This is a genomic window from Natronorubrum halalkaliphilum (assembly GCF_009834785.1).
Taxonomy (GTDB): domain Archaea; phylum Halobacteriota; class Halobacteria; order Halobacteriales; family Natrialbaceae; genus Natronorubrum; species Natronorubrum halalkaliphilum.
Map to the genome: position 1 here is coordinate 517 of NZ_WUYX01000066.1, position 22,954 is coordinate 23,470.

Consider the following 22,954-nt stretch of genomic DNA (forward strand, 5'->3'; position numbering starts at 1 on the left):
GCGATGGAAGGTTGAGTTACTGTTCCGAGAATTGAAGTCACGGTACGGGCTGGAGAAGTTCGAGACAGGAGATAAAGCGATTGCAGAGTTGCTCGTGACGGCGGCTCTGCTGACGCTTCTGGTCAGCAGAGCCTTGTTAGCGGTGTTTCAGGAGATTGAACCCGACGTTGAGTATCCAGAAGAACGCTGGGCGACGACCTTTCGGTCGGTCGCCCAGCCAGTGCTTGCAGATCTCGCACTTGCTCTGGGCCATCCACCCCCGAATCTTCCTGAACTGGTGCGTCATGAGGCTCGCCAACCAGAGAGATCACGCCTCACCTTGAATAAACAGGTGGCTCAAGCCTTCAAAACGGAGGTATGGCCTTAACCGGACACAGATGGGTGCAGCACAGAGCCATTGTTTGTTTCACGCCGAAATCGGTGAACCACCAGCTAACTACACAGGAGGACTAAATTGTCTCAGATCATAGTTAGTTTTCTACACTGTCGAGTAGCGAGAATATTCCGGTATGTTTTTGTTGTGTATTTTGAATATCTGTCATGGACAGACGGTACGTTATCGTCGTGGCGATCGCCCTGCTGATCCTCGCTGTGGGTGGGATACTCGCCCTCTATACGCCCGCCGCTGCAACCGCGTCCTCCCCCGCGGAACCGAGCGAACTCGACGGCACATTCGCAGTTGCCGAGTCCGTCTCAGTCGACGACTCGCCGTTCTTTTCACGGAAATCGATTGTCGACGCGTCAACCGGTGAACAACGGCAGATTCTCTCGTTCGAGGAGGTAACCTACGATCACTACTGGACCGGAAACGATCGACAGTACACAAAAATCGTCGCCGAAAACGAGGCGCACCTCGCGGAGCGACTCGCAGAGACTGACGGAGACGTCCGCTACGAGTACGATGACGAACCGAGCGTGATCGTCGAGTCGACGGCCGCCGAGAACGCAACCAGCGCCACCGATCACACGTTCCCCGATACGCTAACGCACTCGCAACTCGAGATGACCGCGTTCGAGGAGACCGGAACAACCTCTGCCGACGGCTCGGCTCTAGAGGTCCACGAACCGAAGACCGGCTGGACCGCAGTCGGTGACGTGGCCGCCGAGCGCGATCAGCTGTATGTCGCCGATACCGACGGCGAGGTCCACATCGATGACGACGCCCAGTTACGATACGCGAACGTCACGCTCGAGCGAGTCGATGCCGAAACCTGGGGCGGCTATCTCCTCGAGCGCGGCGAGACGTGGACGACGAGCTACGAGTACGAGGTTTCTGAATCGCTCGATGATGTTACGGTTCGACCCGGTTGGGTCAACGAGATTCGTTGAAACTCATTGGACCTGATAAGACCGATCTGCTGACTCGATGGAAATTCTGCTATAGCCCATGAGAGCGTGAAACAAGTATGGGACGCAAGAGACCGAGCTGTATTCCGTGCCTGAGAGCACGTGGTGCTGACTGGTCCGAGTGCGTAGGAAGCCGAGTCCTGGGCATCACAGCCCGACTGCCGCTCCTGGCGGCAGTCGGGAAAGCCCGTATAGGTGAATCTCTGTTTCACGCACCAGCGTTCCAAGGTGAGTCCAATGTTCATTGGAATCGACGTACACAAGCGGTACTCACAGATCGCAGTACTGGACAAAAACGGTGAGATCGTCGAAGAGGTTCGCGTCGAAAACGCGAACCTCGACGACTTCGCCCAGCAGTACGCTGGATCCAAAGCCGCGCTTGAAGCGACCAGCAATTACTACCACATCCATGATACGCTTTCAGCGTATCTGGATGTAACCGTCGCCAATCCTGGCGAATTGAAGCTGATCTCTGACTCGGACAAGAAAACTGACCGCGTTGACGCGAAACAACTCGCTCGAATGCTTCGGTTAGGCTCGGTTCCAGAAAGCTACGTTCCAACCGACGAGGTTCGGCAAGCCCGCGCACTTGTGCGCGGGCGCCAGAAGCTCGTCGAGAACCGGACCGAGTACGCGAACAAGATCCATGGCTTGTTGAGTGATCACGGGATCACTCAGGAGGTGAAACCACTGAGTGTGAAGGGACGAGAGTTCCTAGCGGAACTCTCGCTCCCGGCACCGTGGGATGCATTGCTGGAGTCGTATCTAGAGATCATTCAGACGCTCACTGAACAGATTGAGTCGTTGGAAGCAGAGATTGAGGAGCGGGCTGGGTCTCTGAAGGAGACCCAGCTCCTGATGACGATTCCCGGTGTGAGTTACTTTACGGCGTTGACGATTTACGCGGAATTGGGAGAGATCCACCGGTTTGACCGGGACAAGGAGGTCGTAAGTTACGTTGGATTGAACCCGATAATCCGCGAGTCTGGCGACTCGCGGTTTGAGGGGAGCATCTCGAAACGAGGGTCAGGACGAGTCCGGTGGCTGCTCGTTCAAGCGTCGTACTCAGCGGTACATACGTGCGAAGACGAGTACCTTAGCCGGTTCTACAACCGGTTAGCTCGAAAGAAGAACTCGAAAACAGCGATTGTCGCAACCGCTCGGAAGTTGCTGGTTTCAATGTATCACATGCTGGACCGTGAGGAGGTGTACGATCCACCAGGGGTGAGTGCCTGAGCGCCGCCGGGGCGGCGCTCATTGGCCGGTTGGTGGCAGCGTGAGTGACTGCTCTCGCAAACAAGAAGTCCCCCGCCTGATGGCTGTTTCAGTAGCTATCGGTTCGCCGGTTGTCGATTCAACGCCAGAAAACTACAGCAAGTCCTTGTCGCCCGAAGAATTATCTTGGCAAACGTGGTTTGATCAATCGGCAGAATTTCCATAGGTGAATACAGAGGGTGATTCAGCACGAGGCCCTCGTTTATTTCTTACCGAATTAACTGAACCAATAAATCAGTGATACTGCGAATTTCGCCAATAGGTCCATCAGACTCGGACGGTAACTATCGAGGAGTTTACCAAACGCTGGTTCCGGAGGTAACCGGAGCGGACAGTCGACCACAGACCAGTGCTGGCTCGAGACAATATATCCTCGTTCACTGTACTTTCCGGAGTTCGACGACGAAGATTGCTCCATGGGGTTCGTTATCCTCGATCCACACGTCGCCACCGTAGATGTCGACGAGCGACTCGACGAGGTACAGACCAAGTCCCGTTCCCGGGCTATCGAGGCCCCTTTCGCCTTTCCCGAAGACCGTTTCTTTCTGACTATCGGGCACGCCGGGCCCGTTATCGGCGACCCGGACCACGATGCTGTCCTCGCGTTCGCTGGCGGTGACGCTCACTTCGGGAACATCCTGATCGTTGTGATGGACGGCGTTGGTGAGCAAATTGTGGAACACGGAATCAAGCATATCATTAGCCAGTACAGTGTCCGACGGGACTGATCCCTCCTCCGTGATGATTACGTCGGAGTGGGTCGATCGAACGTCCCTGAGAACCCGGTTCAGAACGATCTGGAGGTCGACCTCCCGGAGATTGCTGGTATCCGTGAGCATCACTTCGGACATATCACGGGCGGTCTCGGTCAGTTTGACCGCCCGCTCGGCGCTCTCTTGGATCGTCTCCACGTATGTCAGGTCATCGCCCTCGACACGGTCCGCAATCGTATTTGCGTAGGCGGTCACAAGCTGAAGCTCATTGCGGATGTCGTGGCGCAACACCTGGTTGAGTATGTCGAGATTATCACGCTGTTCTGTGAGTTGCTGTTCATGGTCTCTGAGTTCGGTGATATTGCGTGCGATGCCGATGATCTGGCTGACTTCCCCGCTGACGCCCACCGGGGCGAGTTTCGTCTGCCAGGCGATCGTTCCCTCCGGCATCGGGAGTTCTTCCTGATAGGTGATCGGCTCGCACCGCTCGACACAGCGGCGGTAGTTGGCTTCGACCTCCGCCCCCACTTCCTCTCCGAATACCTCTCGCGGGGTCTTTCCCTTGAATTCCTCTGTTGTAAGGCCGGTCGTGGACTCGTACGACGGGCTGAGTCGTTCAAAGCGGAATTCGACATCTCTTTCCGAGTGCTCGACACCGACGAGAAAAATCGCGTCCTGGACGTTTTCCAGCAGCGTTCTGTACTCCCGGGCTAGCGTCTGCATCTCCTCGTCTCGGCGCTTTCGACCCGTGACGTCTCGACTGTTGACGAGAATTCGCTGGCCATCGTCAGTTCCCGGGTACTTGCGAATCGTGGCTTCGATCCAGCACCAGGAACCGTCGGCGCGTCGGAACCGGGTCTCTACGGCCTGTGGGGTTTCGGGATCGGCCTCGAGCGCCTCGAAGGCCTCGGCGGTTCGCTCGCAGTCGCTGGGGTGCTGGTAATCGTATCCGATCTCCCCGATCAGCTCCTCGGGTTCGTATCCGAGAACGCGTCGTACGGACGGACTGACGTATGTAATCTCGCCGTTCGGTTTCGTGATCGTCGCGATGTCATTTGAACACTCGACGAGCATCCGATACTCCTCGAGAGGGAGTTCAGGACTGTTCGCCTGCTCAGAATCAGCCATTACGGCTATCGAGTGTCTTCACGTAAATATACATGATGGGCACTATTTGACAATCTTTTGACATCCAGGAGATAGGTGGCGGTCATGGATGAATCCACTGAGACAGTTTTACATCGTCTATATTCAGGTCTATATTTTCACGAACTATCACACTTTCACGATGAGTTCACCATGTACTGATCGGTCGTACCTCTTCACAGATGGCTCCCAGCCTATGCCACATTTGCGCTCTGTATTCAGCAGCAACTGAACGTTCTACTCAGATTCTGTCAGAAACTGCGTGCTGAATCCAGAGCATTAGTGCAGCACGACGACTCTGTTTGTTTCACGCTGAATGTAGTGAACCATCTACTCACTACACGTGCGTATTGACCGCTTAGAATTTTCTGTTATAATTACGCGATGTTAATCGCGGAAAGGTGGGATAAGATTGAATGCTGCTGCGGCCAGCAGGCAAGAAACAATAACGAATCCTCCGCTGATAGCCATTGAGGAATCGATGAAAAAACCTCTTACACCAATGAAGAGCGCCAAAAGTGAAAATACAAGGAGGGCAACGGTTCCAATAGCATCTAACACACCGTCCTTGACAGCATTTCGGGGCATTTCTACGTTCTCATCTCGGCTCATTTCGGTCGTCCCACCGTCCGTTTCAATATCGGGAACCATCTATCTGGGATTAGGTGAGATAACCCATAAGTCTGTTTGTGTCGAGTGTTTGTGGAGAGATATTCTACTTTGGTCATTGTACATCCTGTACTTACCGTTCGCCGAAGTAGTCACAGAGAGTACATGCGGACCATTCTCTGATACCCTCACGTTCTCGTAGAAGATGTCGGTGGTGGACCGACATCGGAGCTCCCCATCCAAGGGTGGTGTGTCAATCGGACGGAGCAACCGAGATCGGCTATTGACGTTGGAATTATCTCGATTGGTAGCGAGGAGTTTCCGAATGTCTCAGTTGGACGGTAGTTGTCGGCAACGACACTACTCCTGGTCCCCGCTAGCTTGTACTCTCGAGCAGTTCAGTCAGAATCGCTGCCGGATTCCACCACGTCGCACTACCGAACGGGTGACAGACGTGTTTAAACGACGTGAGTTCCGTCGCGTCGAGCGTCGTCGGATCGATTTGGGGATTCTGCCTGATCTCCTCGAGATTTGCACGCTTGACTCGGCTCCGCCCACAGCCCACGCAGATCGCATCAACGGGAATGCCGACCTTTCCGGCACCCGTGCTCTCGAGTTCGGCCTCGAGGTCGCGGTCGTCGTGATCGGAGACGGAACTCACAGCGGACCACCCCGCGCTCGGCGAATCTCTCGAGCACAGTCGGGACAGAGACGACGGGTCGCGGGGACCGTCGTATCACACCGCTCGCACTCATCGGACTCGACGAGCCGGCTCATCGGTCACCTCCCGTATGTAGTGATCGTAACAAGCCCAACCAGTTGGGTAATGAAATAAAGAATGAACCCGAGAGATAGACGATTGGGATTTGGTCTATTATGCGCTGTCCAGAATGTCTTTTCGATGAAATAGAGGTTGTCGACCGTGATACTCTCGACTTCGGTGAACTCCAAGAATGCCGCTGTCCATGCTGCGAATTTTCTTGGAAGTTGCTTGAATGAGGAACCCACTCTATACCCGTCGTTTCTCGATTAGTACCGTCTGTACAATGACCGCCGTCGGCTCGAATCTCGCGATCGCCCTCGAGCGCGCGACGAACATCGTCGTCGGTCGCTTGATGGGCCGGATGGGCGATGGGCGTCCGACTCTCGACATTGTACAGCCGACTCGCCGGGACGAACTCAGACATCGGGCTCACCTCCGTGGCGCCCGAGCGACGTTTCCGGATCGGGAATCGAAACGTCGACCCCAGCGGCGGACCCTCGAGTCAACCGACGGTAGCTGTCACACTCACCGCAGCGGTGGGCCTGATCGTCGTTGTCGCCGTACACGCGGCAGAACTGATCGGTGACGTACGCGCCGCAGTGGTGGCACGTCGTTTCGTTGCTGGCCGACGGCCACGGGGCGATCGTCACGCCGACCACCACCCGTTTCCTTCGCTGTAATCGCGTGACAGCGTGGACCCGAATCCCGCGCCAGCAATCACTCGGTTTTGAGAGGGGGTTTCTACGTGCGAATCGCTATTGCATAATTCTGAGTCGGCCGCTAAGACAGCGACTATCGGCGTAACTCGAAACGTTACAAAATTCTGATGGACTCGTCGGGATTTGAACCCGAGGCCTCTTCCTTGCGAAGGAAGCGATCTACCACTGATCTACGAGCCCTCGCACGTTCCTAACCCCGGTTTCTATTTGTAGCTTGTGTTTCGCGGACGGGTAGTGGACGATCAGCACGACCGAACCGGACTCGTGCGGACTGCCCTGCCGAGTTCCCGTGTGGCCACAGGCCGTCGATGGGTCACCGTTGCCGACGACGTACAGGTGACCGTATCAGCGATTACGCGCCTCGAGCCGCTGTCACACGTTCAACACGCGGGCACGGCCGGCGAGCAGTCCGAGGAGAAATCCGGTGAAGTGGGCGAGCAGCGCAACCCCCGGAGCGGCGGTCGCCAGCGTCACCGCGACCGCGAGTCCGACGAAGACGATTGCGGCCAGCCAGCCGGGGACGTCGACGAACGAAGCCAGTCCGGCCGACAGTCGGTTCGAGGCGATGAGATATCCCAGCAGTGCGAAAACGGCACCGCTGGCTCCGAGAACGGGAGCCTGTTCGAACCAACCGCCGATGACGGGCATCCCTTCGAGGAGGCCACTGAGAATGATCTGGGAGATGCCGGCAACTGCCCCGGTCGCGAGGAAAAAGGCGTGAAAGCGAAGTCGCGTCGTCGCTCGAGCGACGAGCCAGCCGAAGACGATCAGTGCGAGGCTGTTTGACACCAGATGGCCGAGATTGCCGTGGGCGTAAACGCTCGTCACGATCGTCCACGGATTAGTCGTCAGCGGTGGAGCGAGAACGAATAGGCCGGTCATCACCCCGATGCCGATCATCGCCGTCATCTGTTGAAGGACGAAAACTGCGACGAAGATCACCAGAAGCTCGAAGATGGGGCTGCTCGAGCCGTCGGTGGCCGACCCGGAATCGGTACCGGGCCCGGACTGACCGCTGACTCCCGACCGCGACCGCGGCTGCGATCGATCCGCCATACGACCACTGGGGCGGCAAGCACCAAAAGTCCCTGCGGCGACCTGCACGACGAGAAACCAGAGCGGCGAGACGCGACGGGGATCAGAGGGAAGACGGGAAACGAGAGCGACAAGAGCAGCGAAAACGACGAGAGCAACGAGAATACCGAGAACTGACCGTGCTGTAGCTCTCATACAGCGGTCGAAGAAAACGGTGAAACCGTACACCGATCGCGATCGGCCGTTAGTCTTCGAGGACGATCTCGATCGAGACGTCGTTTGGCACCTGAATGCGCATGAGCTGGCGGAGTGCGCGTTCGTCGGCGTCCAGATCGATCAGGCGCTTGTGGACGCGCATCTCCCAGTGCTCCCACGTGGCGGTACCCTCGCCGTCAGGCGATTTCCGGGTCGGCACCTCGAGGGTCTTCGTCGGCAGCGGGATCGGACCGCTCAGGTTGACGCCGGTGTTGTTCGCAATCTCGCGGACGTCGTCACAGATGTTGTCGAGGTCGTCTGGACTCGTGCCCGCGAGTCGAACGCGTGCCTGCTGCATTTATTTGTCGTGGACCTCGAGAACCTTCCCGGCCGCGATGGTCTGACCCATGTCGCGGATGGCGAAGCTCCCGAGTTCTGGGATCTCGCTGGATGGCTCGATGCTGAGGGGCTTTTGCGGTCGAATCGTCACGACCGCAGCGTCACCCGACTGGATGAAGTCGGGGTTCTCCTCGGCGACCTCGCCGCTCGATGGGTCCATTTTCTTGTCGATGGACTCGATCGTACAGGCGACCTGAGCCGTGTGGGCGTGGAAGACCGGGGTGTAGCCGGCCGTGATCACGGAGGGGTGCTGCATGACGACGACCTGAGCCTGGAACGTCTCGGCGACGCTTGGTGGGTCGTCGGCTGGGCCACAGACGTCACCGCGGCGGATGTCGTCCTTGCCGATGCCGCGGACGTTGAATCCGACGTTGTCACCGGGCTCGGCTTTTGGCACCTCTTCGTGGTGCATCTCGATCGTCTTCACTTCGCCGCCCACGTCGCTGGGCTGGAAGGAGACGTTGTCGCCGATGTTCATGATACCGGTCTCGATACGTCCAACTGGGACGGTACCGATGCCGGAGATGGTGTAAACGTCCTGAATTGGGAGTCGGAGCGGTGCGTCCGTCGGTGGCTCCGGCTCTGGGAGGTTGTTCAGGGCCTCGAGCAGGGTGACGCCGTCGTACCACGGCGTGTTGTCGGAGGCCTCGGCGATGTTGTCGCCCTCGAACGCCGAAATCGGGATGAACGAGGCGTCGTCGGTCTGGAACTGAACCTGCTTGAGCAGCTGGTTGACTTCCTCGACGACCTCGTCGAAGGTGTCCTCCTTGTAGTCGACGACGTCCATCTTGTTGACGCCGATGATGAGTTCGTCGATACCGAGGGTACGAGCCAGGAACACGTGCTCCTGGGTCTGGGGCGCGACACCGTCGTCAGCGGCGACGACGAGGACGGCGTTGTCCGCCTGGGATGCGCCCGTGATCATGTTCTTCACGAAGTCGCGGTGACCGGGACAGTCGACGATGGTGAAGTCGTAGGCGTCCGTCGAGAACTCCTGGTGGGCGATGTCGATGGTGACACCGCGCTCTCGCTCTTCGGCGAGGTTGTCCATGACGTAGGCGAACTCGAATCCGCCCTTGCCTTTCTCTTCTGCTTCTTCGCGGTGCTGTTCGATGACGTGCTCTGGTACGCTCCCCGTCTCGTAGAGGAGGCGTCCCACGAGCGTACTCTTCCCGTGGTCAACGTGGCCGATGATGGCCAGGTTCTGGTGTTGTTCGCTCATTGTTGTAGCTCACGCGCAGAGGCGCTTATATCGGTCTCTTTGTCTCGTTGCGGTTAAAACCATTTCGAAAGCGTATTCTGCCCATCCCGACGCCTTCTTGCGGTTTGGCTAGCATTCACACGGTGTGGGAAGTTCGGTCAGGAGCCAGCACCGACCCCACGAAGACGCCGCCATGATCGGCAAGCCGCGGCTCGAGCGGTCGGGTTCTCCCAGGTAACGGCCTCGGTCGCGGCGGGACGGGTGTGGTTTCAGCGCTGATAGATCAATCGAGGAGAAGGCGGACCAACTGCCGATATCCGACGAAGTTCATTTTAGATACTGCGCGTACGCGTATCTCTGCCGATCACACCGTCTCGGGTAACCAACCGCCGTCTACCTCGATATTCTCCCCGCTGACGTACTCCGTTGCCGGATCGAGGAAAAAGTACAGGGGCTGGACGAGATCGTCAAAGCTCGCGGGTCGACCGCGGGGGAGTTCGTCGGGGAACTCGTCGGAGTTCTCGACAACGTAGGGCGAGATGGCGTTGACGGTAATTCCATCATCCTGCGTGTCGGCCGCGAGCATGCGCGTAAACATCAACACTCCTGCCTTGGCGACGAAGTACGGGAAGTTCGTCGGACTTACGAGCCCCTGTTCGCTCGAGGCGTAGCCGATGTTCACGATCCGGCCGTAGCCGTTCTCGCGCATGGTCGGGAGCGCGCGTTTGGAACAGAGATAGGTGCCGTTGAAATTCGTCTCGAGCACGCGGTTCCAGGTCTCGAACTCGAGATCCGCCCAGTGGGCGGGCGCGAAGTCCCCGACGTTGTTGACGAGGACGTCGACCGATCCGAGTTCCGACTCGACGGCGGCGAAGAGACCGTCGACGCTGTCGGGATCGGTGACGTCGCCCTGGATCGTCATCGACTCGCTCGCGCCGCGCGATTCGGCCTCGGCCGCCACTTCGCGGGCCGCATCGGCGCTCGTGTGGTAGTGTACGGCCGTCTTCGCGCCACAGTCGGCCGTCGCGAGCAGGAGTTCGCGGCCGACGCCTTTCGCACTCCCCGTCACGAGTACCGTCCGTTCGGAAAGGTCTGGTCCCTTCATGAGGTGTCTCGGGAAACAGTGACCGCGTGGAAAAAACGATCGGACCGGCACTCGCTGCGGCGGGTGATTCGCGACAGAAGACGGTCGCAGCCAAATATGTCGCCACAACGGAACGTGGATTTACGGTACTCGAGGGGATTAGTCGCCAGTATGACGCTGGAAACCGTGTTGCTCGCTGTGGGTCCCGGTGACGCCGATCGAAGCGACGAACTCGCCGATGCGGTCGTCGAGGTAGCGAAGCCGGCCGATGCGACCGTCGTCCTCGCGCACGTTTTTACGAGCAGCGAGTACGACGACGTGCTCACGCGACTCGAGTTCGATCGGAGCGTAGACGAGATCGAACCGGACGAGGTCGCGCGTCGTCACTCGACGATTATCGACCTGCAAGGGGCGCTCGACGAGCACGACATCGAGTACGAGATCAGGGGCGGCGTCGGCGAACACGGGCCGACGATCGTCGATCTCGCGACCAGCGTCGAGGCCGACCGGGTCGTCGTCGGCGGCCGACGGCGGTCCCCGACCGGGAAAGCCGTTTTCGGATCGACCGCACAGGAGGTTCTGCTGTCGGCACCGTGCCCGGCGACGTTCGTCCGGAGCGACGACAACTGATACGGTTTACTGTAGTCAATTACCGCCGATCACCAGGGACGAGGTCGGTGATCGGCGGTAACTAGTTACAGCAATCCGTATGAGTGTCACTCGGTCCGGTTGCACTGAACCGCCAGCCATACCGGCTGAGCGTGGCGGTATCGGGACTGCTCGCAATACTGTAACGACGAGAATGCTTAAGCGAGTGGCACGACCTCTATACTGGTATGGCGATCGATACGATACTGCTTGCAGTCGGGCCGATGGATACCGTCCGCGCCGAAGAACTCGCCGAAACCGTCCTCGAGATCGCGGACCCGCTCGATGCGACGGTCGTGATCGGTCACGCGTTCACGGCGGACGAGTACGAAGAGATCCGCGACGACCTCGGGTTCGACGCTCGCGCCGAGGACGTCGATCCGGACGAGGTCGCCGCCCGACGCGCGCCGGTCGGGGATCTCGAAGAAATCTTCTCGGACGCCGGCGTCGACTACGAGGTTCGCGGGGCGCTCGGCGATGTCGGCAGTAAGGTCGTCGACATGGCGATCGAGGTCGACGCGGATCGGATGGTCGTCGGCGGACGACGGCGTTCGCCCGCCGAAAAGGCCGTCCTCGGCTCCGTATCTCAGGAAATTATCCTGCAGGCCCCCTGTCCGGTTACCTACTTCCGCGATCTGGACGTAATGGAGTAGTCGCACGAGTCGCATCCGCAACCGATCACACTCGCGTCACTGGCGGTCCCGCGACCGCCCTTTCCACTCCCGTTCTTGCCGGCGCTCTCGGACGTGTCGCTCCCCGTCGGCCAGTTCTCGCCGGACGCGTCGCTCGAGCGACTTCGATTCCGCTAGTAACGTCTCCTGGTAGTTCTCGACGACGTCGTACGACCAGCGGTCCCCGTCGACGACGCCGTGGGGTAACAGGTCGTCTCGAATGGCGTCGGCGAGGTCGTCGTGTCCGACCGCCCTGAGCAGGGTTTCGGCCTCGCGGAAGTGGTCCATCCCGTGGCCCGTCGCGTGGTGGAACTCGAGGAGAGACCCCTGGGCGCGCTGGAACCACTCGAGGCCGAGTTCGACCTCGTGGAGCGCGCCACACTCGGTGTCACTGAGCGCAGTAACTGGCTCCGATTCGGTCTCGGGGGACGAGTCGTCGGTGGCCATACCCAATCTATGCTAGTTAGTGCCATACATGTGTCGCCGTCCGCGGTTCGACGCGTCCCTCGAGTCTGAGCGAAACCTATTACAAGGATTACTCGTCGCCGAGTACGATATGTGTAGTTAAGTAGGGCGACGGTCGTCCCTAGGACAGCATGGACTACTATGCGGGCGTCGACCTCGGGGCGACGAACGTCAGGGCGATCGTCGCCGAGGACGACGGGACGACGATCGGCTCGAGCCGCCGTTCGACGCCGCGCGGGCCGACGGGAATCGACGTCACGGAGGGCATTCTGCGGACGCTTCGCGAGGCGTGTGGAAACGCCGGTATCGCACCCACGGAGATCGTCGCGGCCGGAATCGGCTCGATCGGCCCGTTCGACCTCGCGGAGGGCGCGGTGATCGACCCCGCAAACCTACCGGATTCGATCGATCGGATCCCCCTGACGGGCCCGATCGAGAAACTGATCCGGAGCGATGACGTCCACCTCCACAACGACACCACTGCCGGCGTCATCGGCGAGCGGTTTCACGCCGACCGCAACCCCGACGATATGGTCTATCTCACGATTTCGTCCGGGATCGGTGCCGGCGTCTGCTGTGACGGCAGCGTGATGGGCGGCTGGGACGGCAACGCCGGCGAGGTCGGACACTACGTCGTCGATCCGCGCGGGCGGTTGACCTGTGGCTGTGGCCGGGAGGGCCACTGGGAAGCCTACTGCTCGGGGAACGCGATTCCCGACTACGCCCGGCTGCTGGCCGAGGACGACCCGACGATCGCGACCGACCTCCCCCTCGAGGGGCCCGATTTCACGGCGAAGGACGTCTTCGAACTGGCCGGCGACGACGAACTGGCCGATTACGTGATCGAACAGCTCGCCCACTGGAACGCGATCGGCGTAACGAACGTGGTCCACGCGTTCGCGCCGATCGTCATCTCCTTCGGCGGCGCCGTCGCCTTACACAACGAAGAACTGGTCGTCGACCCCATCCGCGAACGCGTCTCGGAGATGGTGATGACCAACGTCCCCGAGATCCGCGTCACCGATCTCGGCGACGACGTCGTCCTCGAGGGGGCACTCGCCAGCGCGCTGACCGGTGGGACGGGCGACCGCCAGCGGCTGTGACTGTCGGCGTAGCTGTGCTGTGGCTGTCCGCGTAGCTGTGCTGTAGCTGCCGGCGTAGCTGTGCCTGTGACAGCAGTGCACGTACAACGAGACCTGTCGCCCTCGCGTGGTCGTCCGTTTCTCCCAACCCTGCGTTACTTCACTGATCGGACCGTGGTGTCCCTATGCAGCGGAGAGACCTCCTTCGAACCGCCGGAGCCGGCGGAATTACCCTGACCCTCCCCAATTCAGTTGCAGCATCCTCGTCTGCAGCCAACTCGGACGCCGCGGCGTCCGACCCGGACGCGTACGAACCACTCGGTCGCGTCGACATCACCGGCGCTGCGGAAGCCGTCGTTGGCGACGGCGGCGAGACGGCGTATCTCGCGACGACGACCGGGTTCGCGACCGTCGATATCAGCGACCCGTCCGAGCCGACCGTGCTCGCCGACCGACCCGAACTCGAGGTCGACGGCGTTCCTTTCAACGACATCCTCGACGTGAAAGTCGACGGCGACCGGCTGGCCGTCGTCGGACCGGCGAACAGAGTCTCCGAAGACGTCTTCCACGGGTTCGTGCTGTACGACGTGAGCGATCCGGCCGATCCGGTCGCCGTCGGCGAGCCGTACGAAACCGGCTACCACATCCACAACTGCTTTCTCGAGGACGACTTGCTCTACGTCGTCGCCAACGACACCGAGGCGAACCCGCTCGTCGTCTTCGACGTGAGCGACGACGACCCCGCGGAGGTCGGCCGCTGGTCGCTCGTCGAACACGAACCGGAGTGGGGCGAGATCTACTGGCTGGCCCGCTATCTCCACGACGTCTACGTCCACGACGAGATCGCGTATCTCGCCCACTGGAACGCGGGAACCTACCTGCTCGATGTCAGCGATCCGACCGCACCCGAGTACCTCTCGCGGGTGATCGACACTGATCTCGAGGAGCAACGCGGCCTCGAGGATCAGGAGGCCCAGATGGGGCTGCCGGGCAACGATCACTACTCGGCAGTCGACGACGCGGGGGAGCTCCTCGCGGTCGGCCGGGAGGCCTGGGAAACGGGTGGCGAGGAGCCCGACGGGCCGGGCGGGATCGACCTCTACGACGTGAGCGACCCCGCCGAACCCGAGTTCCGGGCCTCGATCGACGCACCCGAGGCCGAGGACGCTTCCTACTACGGCGGGATGTGGACGACCGCACACAACTTCGAGCTTCGCGGCGGTCGACTCTACTCGTCGTGGTATCAGGGCGGCGTGAAAGTCCACGACGTGAGCGAGCCCGCCGACCCGGAGGAACTCGCCCACTGGCGCGACGCCGACAGCGCGGGCTTTTGGACCGCGCGGGTCGCCGAATCCAGCGAGACGGTTATCGCGAGCAGTACGCCGTTGATCCCCGGTGCGGACACTGAAGGCGGGCTGTACACCTTCCCGCTCGACGTCGGTGACGACGATGAGCCCGAGGCGTCGACGGGGATGCTCGATTCGGTTCCCGGATTCACCGGACTCACCGCCGCCGGAGCCCTCGGCGGCGCGGCAGCCCTCGGGTGGCTGCGCCGACGACGAGCGCTCGCCGCCCGCAATCGTCAGGATTGATACTGATGGATGCTATCAGCTGTCAAAACCTTATTCATCGCTCGAGCCCGTAGTCCGAATGATGACTGATTCCGACGCCGTATCCGACGTCGACGCTGACGCTGCCGACGGCGACTCGTCGCTCCGCGAGCGCGTCGAGGCCTGGCTGAGCCGCGAGATGCCGATCATTCAGATGCACGGCGGGACGAGCGCGGTCCGCGAGGCCGATCCCGAGACTGGCGAAGTGATCGTCGAACTCGGCGGCGGCTGCAAGGGCTGCTCGGTGAGCGACGTCACGACGGGCAATATCGAGGCCGAACTCATCCAATGGCCCGAAATCGACGAGGTCACCGTCCGCGTCCCCGACGCTCGCGAGAGCCTCGGCGGTCCCGACCAGGCCGAGTCGATCATGGGCGTCGACCGAACCGAAGGGGGTCGCGGCGACTGGGGGTCGTCGAATCCCGGCAAAGACCACCTCTAACGGCTGTCGATTCGAACGTCGAGTTCGGGTGTCGTTCGCGACTCCGTCTCGAGAACCGATGCGAGCGCCAGCCGGTCGCGCCGCCGTGCGGGACGGTAACAGGGACGGAGAGTTTTGGGAAGTCCTATATCCTTTTACGCCCCCGTTACGGAGTCGTATAGCATGATAACGTGTGGACGCCCGCAAGCAGGAGGTGACGGCGATGGTTGATAAGCCCGCTGAGGAAGACGCCGAGACGGACGGTGGCGTTCGCGCCTACACCGTCCGCCTCGAACTCGTCGACGAACCAGGCGAGTTGCTCCGGACGCTCGAGCCCATCGCCGACAACGGAGGCAACCTGCTGAGTATCCATCACGAACGCGGTAACATCACCCCTCGCGGACACATCCCCGTCGAGGTCGATCTGGAATGTCCGCCGGAGCGGTTCGACGGGATCGTCGACGCGCTCCGTGACGCCGGCGTCAACGTCATTCAGGCCGGCGCCGAGCACTACGGCGAGGAGGTCAACGTCGTCCTGGTCGGCGACCTCGTCGAAAACGATCTCTCGGATACGCTCTCGCGAATCGAAGGCGAGGCCAGCGCCGTCGTCCGGGACCTCTCGCTGTCCGCACCCGACGGCACCGAAGCGGTCTCGAGCGCCCGAATCCGGCTCGCGATCGACTCCGGCCGATCCGACGCGGCCCTCGAAGCGATCCGATCGATCGGTTCGGACAAGGAACTGACCGTCGTCGAACCGCTGCTGGGAGGTGAGGCCTGATGCGACTCGCAATTCTCGGTGCCGGTGACGTCGGCCGCTCGGTCGCCGACCTCGCCGGCGAGTACGGCCACGACGTGGTCGCACTCGCCGATTCCACGACGGCGACGGTCGATCCCGGCGGGATCGACATCGACGGCGCGCTCGAGCGCAAGGTCGGCGGCGACGCGCTCGGATCGAGCGACCACGACGCCGTCTTCGAGAGCGACTACGACGTCCTCGTCGAGGCGACGCCGACGACGCTGGACGACGCCGAACCCGGCTTCTCGCACGTGAAACGGGCGCTCGAGGCCGACCGACACGTCGTGCTCGCGAACAAGGGCCCCGTCGCGGAACGGTACGAGGAACTGCGCGCGCTCGAGGCCGACAGCGCGGGTTCGATCCGGTTCGAAGCCACGGTCGGCGGGGCGATTCCAGTGCTCTCGACGATCGAAGACTCCACGCCCCAGGCCGTTACCGCGGTTCGCGGCGTTCTCAACGGCACCGCGAACTTCATCCTCACGCGGATGGCCGCGGAGGGGCTGGACTACGAACACGTCCTTGCGGAGGCCCAGGATCTCGGCGTCGCGGAAGCCGATCCGACCTTCGACGTCGACGGCACCGACGCCGCGCTCAAGTTCGTTATCCTCGCGAACGTCCTCGCTGACGGCGGCTTCGCACTTGAGGACGCGACGGTCGAGGGCATTCAGTCGATTCCGGGCAGCGCACTCGACCTCGCCGCAGAGGACGGCCGGACCATCCGGCTGATCGGCGAGGCGACCCGCGACGGCGTCCGCGTCGGGCCGCGACTCGTCCCCGAAAACGGCGCGCTGGCGGTGACCGGCACCCGAAATATCGTCCAAATCGAGACGCGGAACGCCGGCTCGCTGCACTCGAGCGGCCGCGGTGCGGGCGGTCCGGAGACGGCGACGGCGGTGCTTTCGGATGTCGGCCGACTGCCGCCGCTGTGAGACGGCTGGGTAACGCGAGTCCCCGAGTTGGCGAGGAGCTGGGGCCTCGAGGCTTGACGTTCTGAAGGTTGGTTCCCGATACGACTACCGACCGAGAGCCAGCACGATTCCGATCACGATCACAATCAATAGCTATTCGTTAGAGAGGGCCGTCGGCACCGCTATGACAGGCCGAGTGCGGACGATCCACATCGCTCCCAAACAGGGCGAACCGATGAAGCGAGTCGAACGGGTGACCGCGGTCGCCGAGCGCGGACTCGAGGGTGACCGATACTACGACACCGACGGCACGTTCGCGGATCGCGACGGCAGCGACCTCACGCTTATCGCGGGCGAAACCCTCGACGCGGTCGAACGCGATTACGACATCACTCTCGAGCCCGGCGCCCATCGGCGGAACGTCACGACGGAGGGGGTCGCGCTGAATCACCTCGTCGGAGAGCGGTTCCGCGTCGGCGAACTCCGCTGTGAGGGAGTCGAACTCTGCGAGCCGTGTTCGTACCTCGAGCGCCACCTCGAGGAACAGGGGATCCGCGACGCACTGGTCCATCGCGGCGGGCTTCGAGCGCGGATACTCGAGGGTGGCGTCGTGTCAGTGACCGACGCTGTCGAACGAGTCTAACGCGGTCCTCACTAATCGCCACTGACGTTCGGCGCAGTTGGCCACGACGGGAACAGAAACTACATCTTCTCGAGGCCGAAGGAACACCCAATGAACGAGCCGGGTATCCAGTCGCTGATGGACCAAGAAACGCTGGATCGACGGGTTCGGGCTGGCGACACACCAGCCTGGGTTGCCGACCACTGGCGGTCGTTTCGGGACGGCCTCCTCGGCGAGCGAAACGAGACTCCGTTCCCGTGTTTCTTCGGAGCCGAGTCTGTTCACCAGGGTGAGCCGCTGTACACCGCAGTTCCCTCGATGAGCGACGCAGATGCGCTGTTGACGCTTCGAGACCGGATCCTCGAGTATCTCGATTGCTACCGAGACCACGCCGACCGCGCGTCGCTGGTCACGTTCTTCGAGCCGCCCGAAAGATCGCTGTCGGAGGCCGAGTACCACGACACGCTGTGGCACATTCTACAGACGCTGCACCTCCACGATCCCGAGCCCTGGCCCGAGGACATCCCCACCGATCCCGACGATCCTCACTGGGAGTTCTGCCTCGGCGGCGAGCCGATGTTCCCGACCTGCCGCGCACCGTTTTACGAGCGACGCAAGAGTCGTTACTGCCCGATCGGACTCGAGATTACCTTCCAGCCGCGGTCGCTGTTCGAGTCCCTCGGCGTCACGGGCGATACGGACGCCGGCCAGCACGCTCGCGACGTCATCCAGGACCGGCTCGAAGGGTACGACGGCGTCTGCCCGCACGCCGATCTCGGCGACTGGGGCGTCGAGGGCGACCGGGAGTGGCCCCAGTACATGCTGTCGGAAGACGACGGCCAGGCACCGTCGACGTGTCCGATCACGATCACCCGAAGCCACCCCAAGCCCGCCGCACAGCTCCCATGACGGCTACCGATACCGAGGGGGATAGCGACGCGGATCCGGATCGCGCCCGCCTCGAGGAGGGCGTACTCGTCCTGATCGACGTCCAGCAGGGATTCGACGACCCCTCGTGGGGCGAGCGAAACAACCCCGACGCCGAAGCCAACGCAGCGCGGTTGCTCGAGCGCTGGCGGGAAACCGATCGGCCGGTCGTTCACGTCCGCCACGATTCCACGGAGCCCGACTCGCCGCTCCGCGGCGACGGACCCGGCTTCGAATTTAAGCCGGAGACGGCCCCGATCGATGGGGAACGGACGGTCGTGAAATCGGTTAACAGCGCGTTCATCGGAACGAATCTCGAGGCGTGGCTCCGCGAGCGCGGCCACGAGTCGCTCGTCCTCGCGGGACTCACGACGGACCACTGCGTGTCGACGACCACCCGGATGGCGGAGAACCTGGGCTTCGACCCGACCGTCGTCGCCGACGCGACCGCGACGTTCGACCGAACCTTCGACGGCGACCGGTTCGCCGCGGAAACCGTTCACCGAACGGCTCTGGCCCACCTCGAGGGGGAGTTCGCGACGGTGGTTCGGACGGCGGAGTTGCTCGAGACTTGACGTCCCCCGGCTCGGACGGGTTGCCGGATCGGGCCGACCCTCCGTGAACGGCTCGGTTCTCGACGAGTTCGCGTCGTTCCGAGAGACGGTTTGGCGTCACAACAGTAATGGGCCGGGATGCGGTCGGTTCATACGATGAGCGCAGATCGGCGACCGCTTCTGGCCGTCCTCCTCGCCAGCGCACTGCTCGTGACGCTCGTGGTTCACCTTTCGTTCGTCCCGCGATACTACCCCGACGACGTGTTCACGTCCGGGTTGGCGCTCGTCGCCGGCTGGGTAACGTTCGCGATCGTCTTCTACGCCGTCGGCCGATTGGGGTCGGATCCCCAGACGATTCCGAACATGCGGATCGCGGACATCGGCGTCGCGCTCTTTCTCGTCTCGGTGTTACTCGGACTGGCACTCGACGCGTTCGGCTTTACGCCGGCCGTGATCATCGAAGCGTACGTGTTGCCCGCGATCGGGATCTACAGCGGACTCGCGCTGCTGGGCTGGTCGATCGGCCGCCGGACCGAAGCGATCAACGAGATGGTTCGGTAACCGTCTCCAGGGACGGAGATGAACGGAGCGGGGGAGAACGAGACGCTACGAAGAGATCGAAGGGAGTTGTACTTGCTCGAACCAGAACCGTTCGACGATCTCCACCAGCGTGGCGAACTCGTCGGGATCGGTCGGTTTCGTCAGGTACGCGTTGGCGTTCGCATCGTAACACTTCGAGACGTCGTCGCTGGCGTCGGAACTCGTGAGGACGATCACCGGCAGACGCCGGAGTTGGGGATCGGCACTGATCCGCTCGAGGATCTCGTGGCCGTCGCTTCCGGGGAGATCTAAATCCAACAGGACGAGGTCCGGGTAGCCGTCGTCCTCCAGAAGGTACTCCAGCGCGTCGTCGCCGTCGGTGGAGACGTGAAACGTGTGGGAGACCGACGCGTCGTCGAAGGCCGCTCGAGTGAGACGAACGTCACCGGGATTGTCCTCGATAAGGTGGATATCGACCGGTTCGTCGCTGGTCCCAGGGTCGGTATTTGTTCGTGGCATGTGTCGTGGTGAGCCGTCGATTACCGGACCGTTCGTTCGCCCGTCGCCGGTTCCTGCCGTTCGCCATCGTCGTCGACGAACACACAACCGTCGCCGTCGACGACGACCGCGTGTCCACAGTACGTAAACGAGACCCGACGACTGTCCCGAGACCCCGCCGCGGTGAAAAGAGCGGTCAGTGCGTCGGGATCGATGACGTCGTACAACGGCGGCTGGAGTTCCGTTGGGGCGACATCCTCGCGATCTGCAACCGCCTCGACGATAGCGGTGACGAGCGAACTGGAGGCGTCTGCTTCAGAAGGTGACGCGGATACCATTACTGAAATATCAGGCGACGAATAGGGATAAAACCTCGGCTAACGGTTCGATATAACTGGATTACGAGTTCTATTTCTACTTATTTCGAATTTTTCCAGGTAAGGATTATGTATTTGTATACTATTTTATCAGGTATTATCCTCCGCTATTTCCTTTCCGAAGTGGTTGAAGGGCTGAACAAATTCGTCGTCCAGTACGTCTGACCGCACGATATCGAGCCCGAGGGTCCGAATCGAGTCGGCGATCGACGAAACGTCGTCCGTATCCGTGCCGACGACGCCGACGTGGTAGTTCTCTTCGCCCGCGAGCAGTTTTCGAACGGTGACGACGCCGTGCTGATCGAGAATTTCCTCGGCGAGCGTTTCCGAGGGATCGTCCGCAGTACAGGTAAAAAGGATCGACAGCTGATAGCCGGCCTTCTCGTAGTCGATGTTGGGAATGTATCCCCGGAGTACGCCGGTCTCCTCGAGTTTCTCGATGCGATTTCGAACCGTTCCCGCGGAGACGCCCACCGCGTTCCCGATTTCTCTGGTCGTGTTGTTCCGGGCGTCTTGCTGGAGCAGGTGGAGAATGCCCCGATCCACCTCGTCGAGTTCGGACTGGGTTCCGTTCATGATACCAGTTCGCCAGATACGCGGATGTACCTTCTGTTAGCGTATGAATGGCGGTTTCCGTGTGGTGTTGGGCTCATCCGTTCCGGGAGCGAGGAATCCCCTCGGCCGACCGGAGGTTCTGGAGTAACGAGGGGCGTCGACCGACCGGACGCGCCGGGGGACCGAGATGCCGCAGCCGCCGTGCCCGCGCTGGTGCTCGAGTCCCGGCCATCCCTCGTACGGACTGCCGTAGTCGAGTCCCACCGATCACAGCTTCGGTATGACCGGCGGTACACCGCGACGGCGATCCACCTCAGTTCGAGTTCGGTCCCGAGTTCCCCACGAACACCGGGATATCGCCGAATCGGATGACGTGATCGGTGACGCTGCCCATCGCCATCCGGTGGACGCCGCCTCGGCCCCGCGTTCCCATGACGATCAGATCGACGTCGTTGTTCCGTGCGTACTCGAGGAGTTCGGACTCCGGCGGCCCCTGCAGGACCGTCCCGGTGACGTCGAGATCGGCGGCCTCGGCACGCTCGACGATCACGTCGACGAACTCCCGGGCCTGGCTGCGCATCGCGTCTTTGGCGCTCGCGGCGTCGCCCGGAAGGCGGAGGTCGCCCAGGGGCCCGGTGTCGGCGACGGAGACGACGTGGACCGTCGCGTCGTGGGTCTGTGCGAGTTCGAGACCGGTGTCGGCCGCGGCCTCGGCGTACTCGCTGCCGTCCGTCGGGAGCAAGATCGTATCGAACATCGTACGGGGAGTACAACGCGGGTCGTGAAACCGTTGCTGAACTGTCGAAAAGTGGACCACTTGAAAAGCCGAAACGCGTCACTCGAGCATCGGTTCCTTAGACGGACCGCTGTACCGAGTTTCCCGATGAGCCACGGCGGCTGTGGGTACGGCGATACTGATACGGATTGCTGTAACTATGTACCGACGATCACCAGGGACGGGGTCGGTGATCGGCGGTAATTGACTACAGTAAACCGTATGGTGGACGAGAGACCGTACTAATCCAATAGCTCTCGATACTGCTCGACGACGTCGTCGTCCGGTACCCCGTCGAACCGGAGTTCGCCGTCGACGAGGACGGTGAGGCGATCGAGTGTCTCGGCGAACGCGGCGACGTTGTGCGTCGAGATGACGATCGTCCGATCGTCTCGCCGGTAGTCCTCGAGAAAGGCCCTGATACGCCGTCTCGAGTAGTCGTCGACGTCGGCCAGCGGCTCGTCGAGCAACAGGAACTGGGGCCGCTTGACCAGCGCGAGCCCGAGATCGAGCTTCTTTCGGAACCCGCCGGATAGCTCGCCGGCCCGTCGATCCGCGGCCGGTTCGAGGCGGAGTTCCGCGAGCAGCGTCTCGATCCAGGACGCGGGGGGTGGATCGTCCCCGAAGCCGCGGAAGATTTCGAGGTTCTCCCGGACGGTCAGATCGGGGTAGAACCGCGGCTCCTGAAAGCTGTAGCCGACGGTGACGGCGTCGTCCCGCTCAATTCGACCGCTCGAGGGGCGGACGAGTCCGGCGAGCAGCGCGAACAGGGTCGTCTTTCCGGAGCCGTTCGGGCCGATCAGGCCGTGGAACGTTCCCGGCCGGAACTCGAGGGTGAGGTCCTCGAGTGCGGTCGTTTCGCCGTACCGTTTCGTCACGTCGGTGAGGGCGAGCGTGCCGGTGTTGCGGTCGGCGTCGCCGTCGACGTCGGCGCTGGTGTCCGCGCCCTGCCCGCGGCTCCGACGGTCGGTGACGTCGGCATTGGCGTCAGCGTCGAGATCCGAGTCGGTATCAGTCAC

General features: G+C 61.7%; 27 protein-coding genes, 1 tRNA gene and 1 pseudogene. 14 read left to right on the forward strand and 15 right to left on the reverse strand.

From position 1 onward, the window contains the following. The 3 genes and pseudogenes from GS429_RS22285 to GS429_RS17770 all read left to right on the forward strand — a co-directional run. Positions 1–367: pseudogene (locus GS429_RS22285) on the forward strand (IS4 family transposase); the annotation flags it as partial. Positions 368–540: 173 nt separating this feature from the next. Continuing rightward, the gene (locus GS429_RS17765; protein WP_160066686.1) at positions 541–1,329 is read left to right on the forward strand and encodes a hypothetical protein; all 789 of its coding nucleotides are present in this window, start codon (positions 541–543) and stop codon (positions 1,327–1,329) included. Between the two features lie 255 nt (positions 1,330–1,584). Further along, complete coding sequence (locus GS429_RS17770; RefSeq protein WP_160066687.1) at positions 1,585–2,583, forward strand: IS110 family RNA-guided transposase; 999 nt, start codon at positions 1,585–1,587, stop codon at positions 2,581–2,583. 416 nt (positions 2,584–2,999) lie between these two features. Here GS429_RS17770 and GS429_RS17775 read toward each other — a convergent pair whose 3' ends face one another. The 9 genes from GS429_RS17775 to GS429_RS17820 form a co-directional block, all read right to left on the reverse strand. Beyond that, on the reverse strand, positions 3,000–4,463 hold the full coding sequence (locus GS429_RS17775) for a sensor histidine kinase (protein WP_160066688.1): 1,464 nt from the start codon (positions 4,461–4,463) through the stop codon (positions 3,000–3,002). Positions 4,464–4,868: 405 nt separating this feature from the next. Beyond that, positions 4,869–5,132, reverse strand: a complete 264-nt coding sequence (locus tag GS429_RS17780) for a hypothetical protein (RefSeq protein ID WP_160066689.1) — start codon at positions 5,130–5,132, stop codon at positions 4,869–4,871. 334 nt (positions 5,133–5,466) lie between these two features. Beyond that, the gene (locus GS429_RS17785) at positions 5,467–5,751 is read right to left on the reverse strand and encodes a hypothetical protein (protein WP_328821465.1); all 285 of its coding nucleotides are present in this window, start codon (positions 5,749–5,751) and stop codon (positions 5,467–5,469) included. A gap of 518 nt (positions 5,752–6,269) precedes the next feature. Then, on the reverse strand, positions 6,270–6,512 hold the full coding sequence (locus GS429_RS17795) for a DUF7563 family protein (RefSeq protein ID WP_328821466.1): 243 nt from the start codon (positions 6,510–6,512) through the stop codon (positions 6,270–6,272). 168 nt (positions 6,513–6,680) lie between these two features. After that, positions 6,681–6,752, reverse strand: a tRNA-Ala gene (locus GS429_RS17800). A 192-nt stretch (positions 6,753–6,944) separates the two neighbouring features. Beyond that, positions 6,945–7,628: a rhomboid family intramembrane serine protease gene (locus GS429_RS17805; protein WP_160066691.1), complete on the reverse strand. Its 684-nt coding sequence runs from the start codon at positions 7,626–7,628 to the stop codon at positions 6,945–6,947. A 223-nt stretch (positions 7,629–7,851) separates the two neighbouring features. Beyond that, on the reverse strand, positions 7,852–8,160 hold the full coding sequence (rpsJ, locus tag GS429_RS17810) for a 30S ribosomal protein S10 (RefSeq protein ID WP_008160457.1): 309 nt from the start codon (positions 8,158–8,160) through the stop codon (positions 7,852–7,854). Continuing rightward, positions 8,161–9,423, reverse strand: a complete 1,263-nt coding sequence (gene tuf, locus GS429_RS17815) for a translation elongation factor EF-1 subunit alpha (RefSeq protein WP_160066692.1) — start codon at positions 9,421–9,423, stop codon at positions 8,161–8,163. 343 nt (positions 9,424–9,766) lie between these two features. Then, positions 9,767–10,507 (reverse strand): SDR family NAD(P)-dependent oxidoreductase, encoded by a 741-nt coding sequence (locus GS429_RS17820; protein WP_160066693.1) that lies wholly within the window; start codon positions 10,505–10,507, stop codon positions 9,767–9,769. A gap of 150 nt (positions 10,508–10,657) precedes the next feature. On the opposite strand from GS429_RS17820, the gene GS429_RS17825 reads away from it, so the two are divergent. Together GS429_RS17825 and GS429_RS17830 are read left to right on the forward strand one after the other, a co-directional pair. Beyond that, on the forward strand, positions 10,658–11,116 hold the full coding sequence (locus GS429_RS17825; RefSeq protein WP_160066694.1) for a universal stress protein: 459 nt from the start codon (positions 10,658–10,660) through the stop codon (positions 11,114–11,116). Between the two features lie 206 nt (positions 11,117–11,322). Continuing rightward, a complete protein-coding gene (locus GS429_RS17830; RefSeq protein ID WP_160066696.1) occupies positions 11,323–11,787 on the forward strand; it encodes a universal stress protein in 465 nt (154 codons plus the stop codon). 36 nt (positions 11,788–11,823) lie between these two features. On the opposite strand, the gene GS429_RS17835 is transcribed toward GS429_RS17830, so the two are convergent. Further along, on the reverse strand, positions 11,824–12,252 hold the full coding sequence (locus GS429_RS17835) for a hypothetical protein (RefSeq protein WP_160066698.1): 429 nt from the start codon (positions 12,250–12,252) through the stop codon (positions 11,824–11,826). A gap of 149 nt (positions 12,253–12,401) precedes the next feature. Here GS429_RS17835 and GS429_RS17840 point away from each other — a divergent pair, with 149 nt between their 5' ends. The 9 genes from GS429_RS17840 (at position 12,402) to GS429_RS17880 (ending at position 19,751) form a co-directional block, all read left to right on the forward strand. Further along, positions 12,402–13,373: an ROK family protein gene (locus GS429_RS17840; RefSeq protein ID WP_160066700.1), complete on the forward strand. Its 972-nt coding sequence runs from the start codon at positions 12,402–12,404 to the stop codon at positions 13,371–13,373. Between the two features lie 164 nt (positions 13,374–13,537). Next, complete coding sequence (locus GS429_RS17845; RefSeq protein WP_160066702.1) at positions 13,538–14,944, forward strand: LVIVD repeat-containing protein; 1,407 nt, start codon at positions 13,538–13,540, stop codon at positions 14,942–14,944. A gap of 61 nt (positions 14,945–15,005) precedes the next feature. Further along, a complete protein-coding gene (locus tag GS429_RS17850; protein WP_160066704.1) occupies positions 15,006–15,404 on the forward strand; it encodes a NifU family protein in 399 nt (132 codons plus the stop codon). A gap of 202 nt (positions 15,405–15,606) precedes the next feature. Next, positions 15,607–16,161 carry an amino acid-binding protein gene (locus tag GS429_RS17855; RefSeq protein WP_160066706.1) on the forward strand — a complete coding sequence of 185 codons (555 nt, stop codon included), beginning with the start codon at positions 15,607–15,609 and terminating at the stop codon, positions 16,159–16,161. Beyond that, positions 16,161–17,108, forward strand: coding sequence for a homoserine dehydrogenase (locus GS429_RS17860; protein ID WP_160066708.1), 948 nt, complete (start codon positions 16,161–16,163; stop codon positions 17,106–17,108). The genes GS429_RS17855 and GS429_RS17860 overlap by 1 nt, the downstream gene beginning before the upstream one ends. Before the next feature lie 163 nt (positions 17,109–17,271). After that, positions 17,272–17,730, forward strand: coding sequence for an MOSC domain-containing protein (locus GS429_RS17865; protein ID WP_160066710.1), 459 nt, complete (start codon positions 17,272–17,274; stop codon positions 17,728–17,730). 90 nt (positions 17,731–17,820) lie between these two features. Beyond that, the gene (locus tag GS429_RS17870) at positions 17,821–18,618 is read left to right on the forward strand and encodes a YqcI/YcgG family protein (protein WP_160066712.1); all 798 of its coding nucleotides are present in this window, start codon (positions 17,821–17,823) and stop codon (positions 18,616–18,618) included. Then, the gene (locus GS429_RS17875) at positions 18,615–19,211 is read left to right on the forward strand and encodes a cysteine hydrolase family protein (protein ID WP_160066714.1); all 597 of its coding nucleotides are present in this window, start codon (positions 18,615–18,617) and stop codon (positions 19,209–19,211) included. The genes GS429_RS17870 and GS429_RS17875 overlap by 4 nt, the downstream gene beginning before the upstream one ends. Before the next feature lie 135 nt (positions 19,212–19,346). After that, positions 19,347–19,751 carry a hypothetical protein gene (locus GS429_RS17880; RefSeq protein ID WP_160066716.1) on the forward strand — a complete coding sequence of 135 codons (405 nt, stop codon included), beginning with the start codon at positions 19,347–19,349 and terminating at the stop codon, positions 19,749–19,751. Between the two features lie 45 nt (positions 19,752–19,796). On the opposite strand, the gene GS429_RS17885 is transcribed toward GS429_RS17880, so the two are convergent. From GS429_RS17885 to GS429_RS17905, 5 genes are all read right to left on the reverse strand, one after another. Next, a complete protein-coding gene (locus GS429_RS17885; protein ID WP_160066718.1) occupies positions 19,797–20,249 on the reverse strand; it encodes a response regulator in 453 nt (150 codons plus the stop codon). A 20-nt stretch (positions 20,250–20,269) separates the two neighbouring features. Next, positions 20,270–20,566, reverse strand: coding sequence for a DdfA family disk-determining factor (gene ddfA, locus GS429_RS17890; protein ID WP_160066720.1), 297 nt, complete (start codon positions 20,564–20,566; stop codon positions 20,270–20,272). A gap of 129 nt (positions 20,567–20,695) precedes the next feature. Then, on the reverse strand, positions 20,696–21,181 hold the full coding sequence (locus tag GS429_RS17895; RefSeq protein ID WP_160066722.1) for an Lrp/AsnC family transcriptional regulator: 486 nt from the start codon (positions 21,179–21,181) through the stop codon (positions 20,696–20,698). A 292-nt stretch (positions 21,182–21,473) separates the two neighbouring features. After that, entirely contained in the window at positions 21,474–21,917 is a 444-nt protein-coding gene (locus GS429_RS17900) for a universal stress protein (RefSeq protein ID WP_160066724.1), read from the reverse strand. 260 nt (positions 21,918–22,177) lie between these two features. Next, positions 22,178–22,954, reverse strand: a complete 777-nt coding sequence (locus GS429_RS17905; protein WP_328821467.1) for an ABC transporter ATP-binding protein — start codon at positions 22,952–22,954, stop codon at positions 22,178–22,180.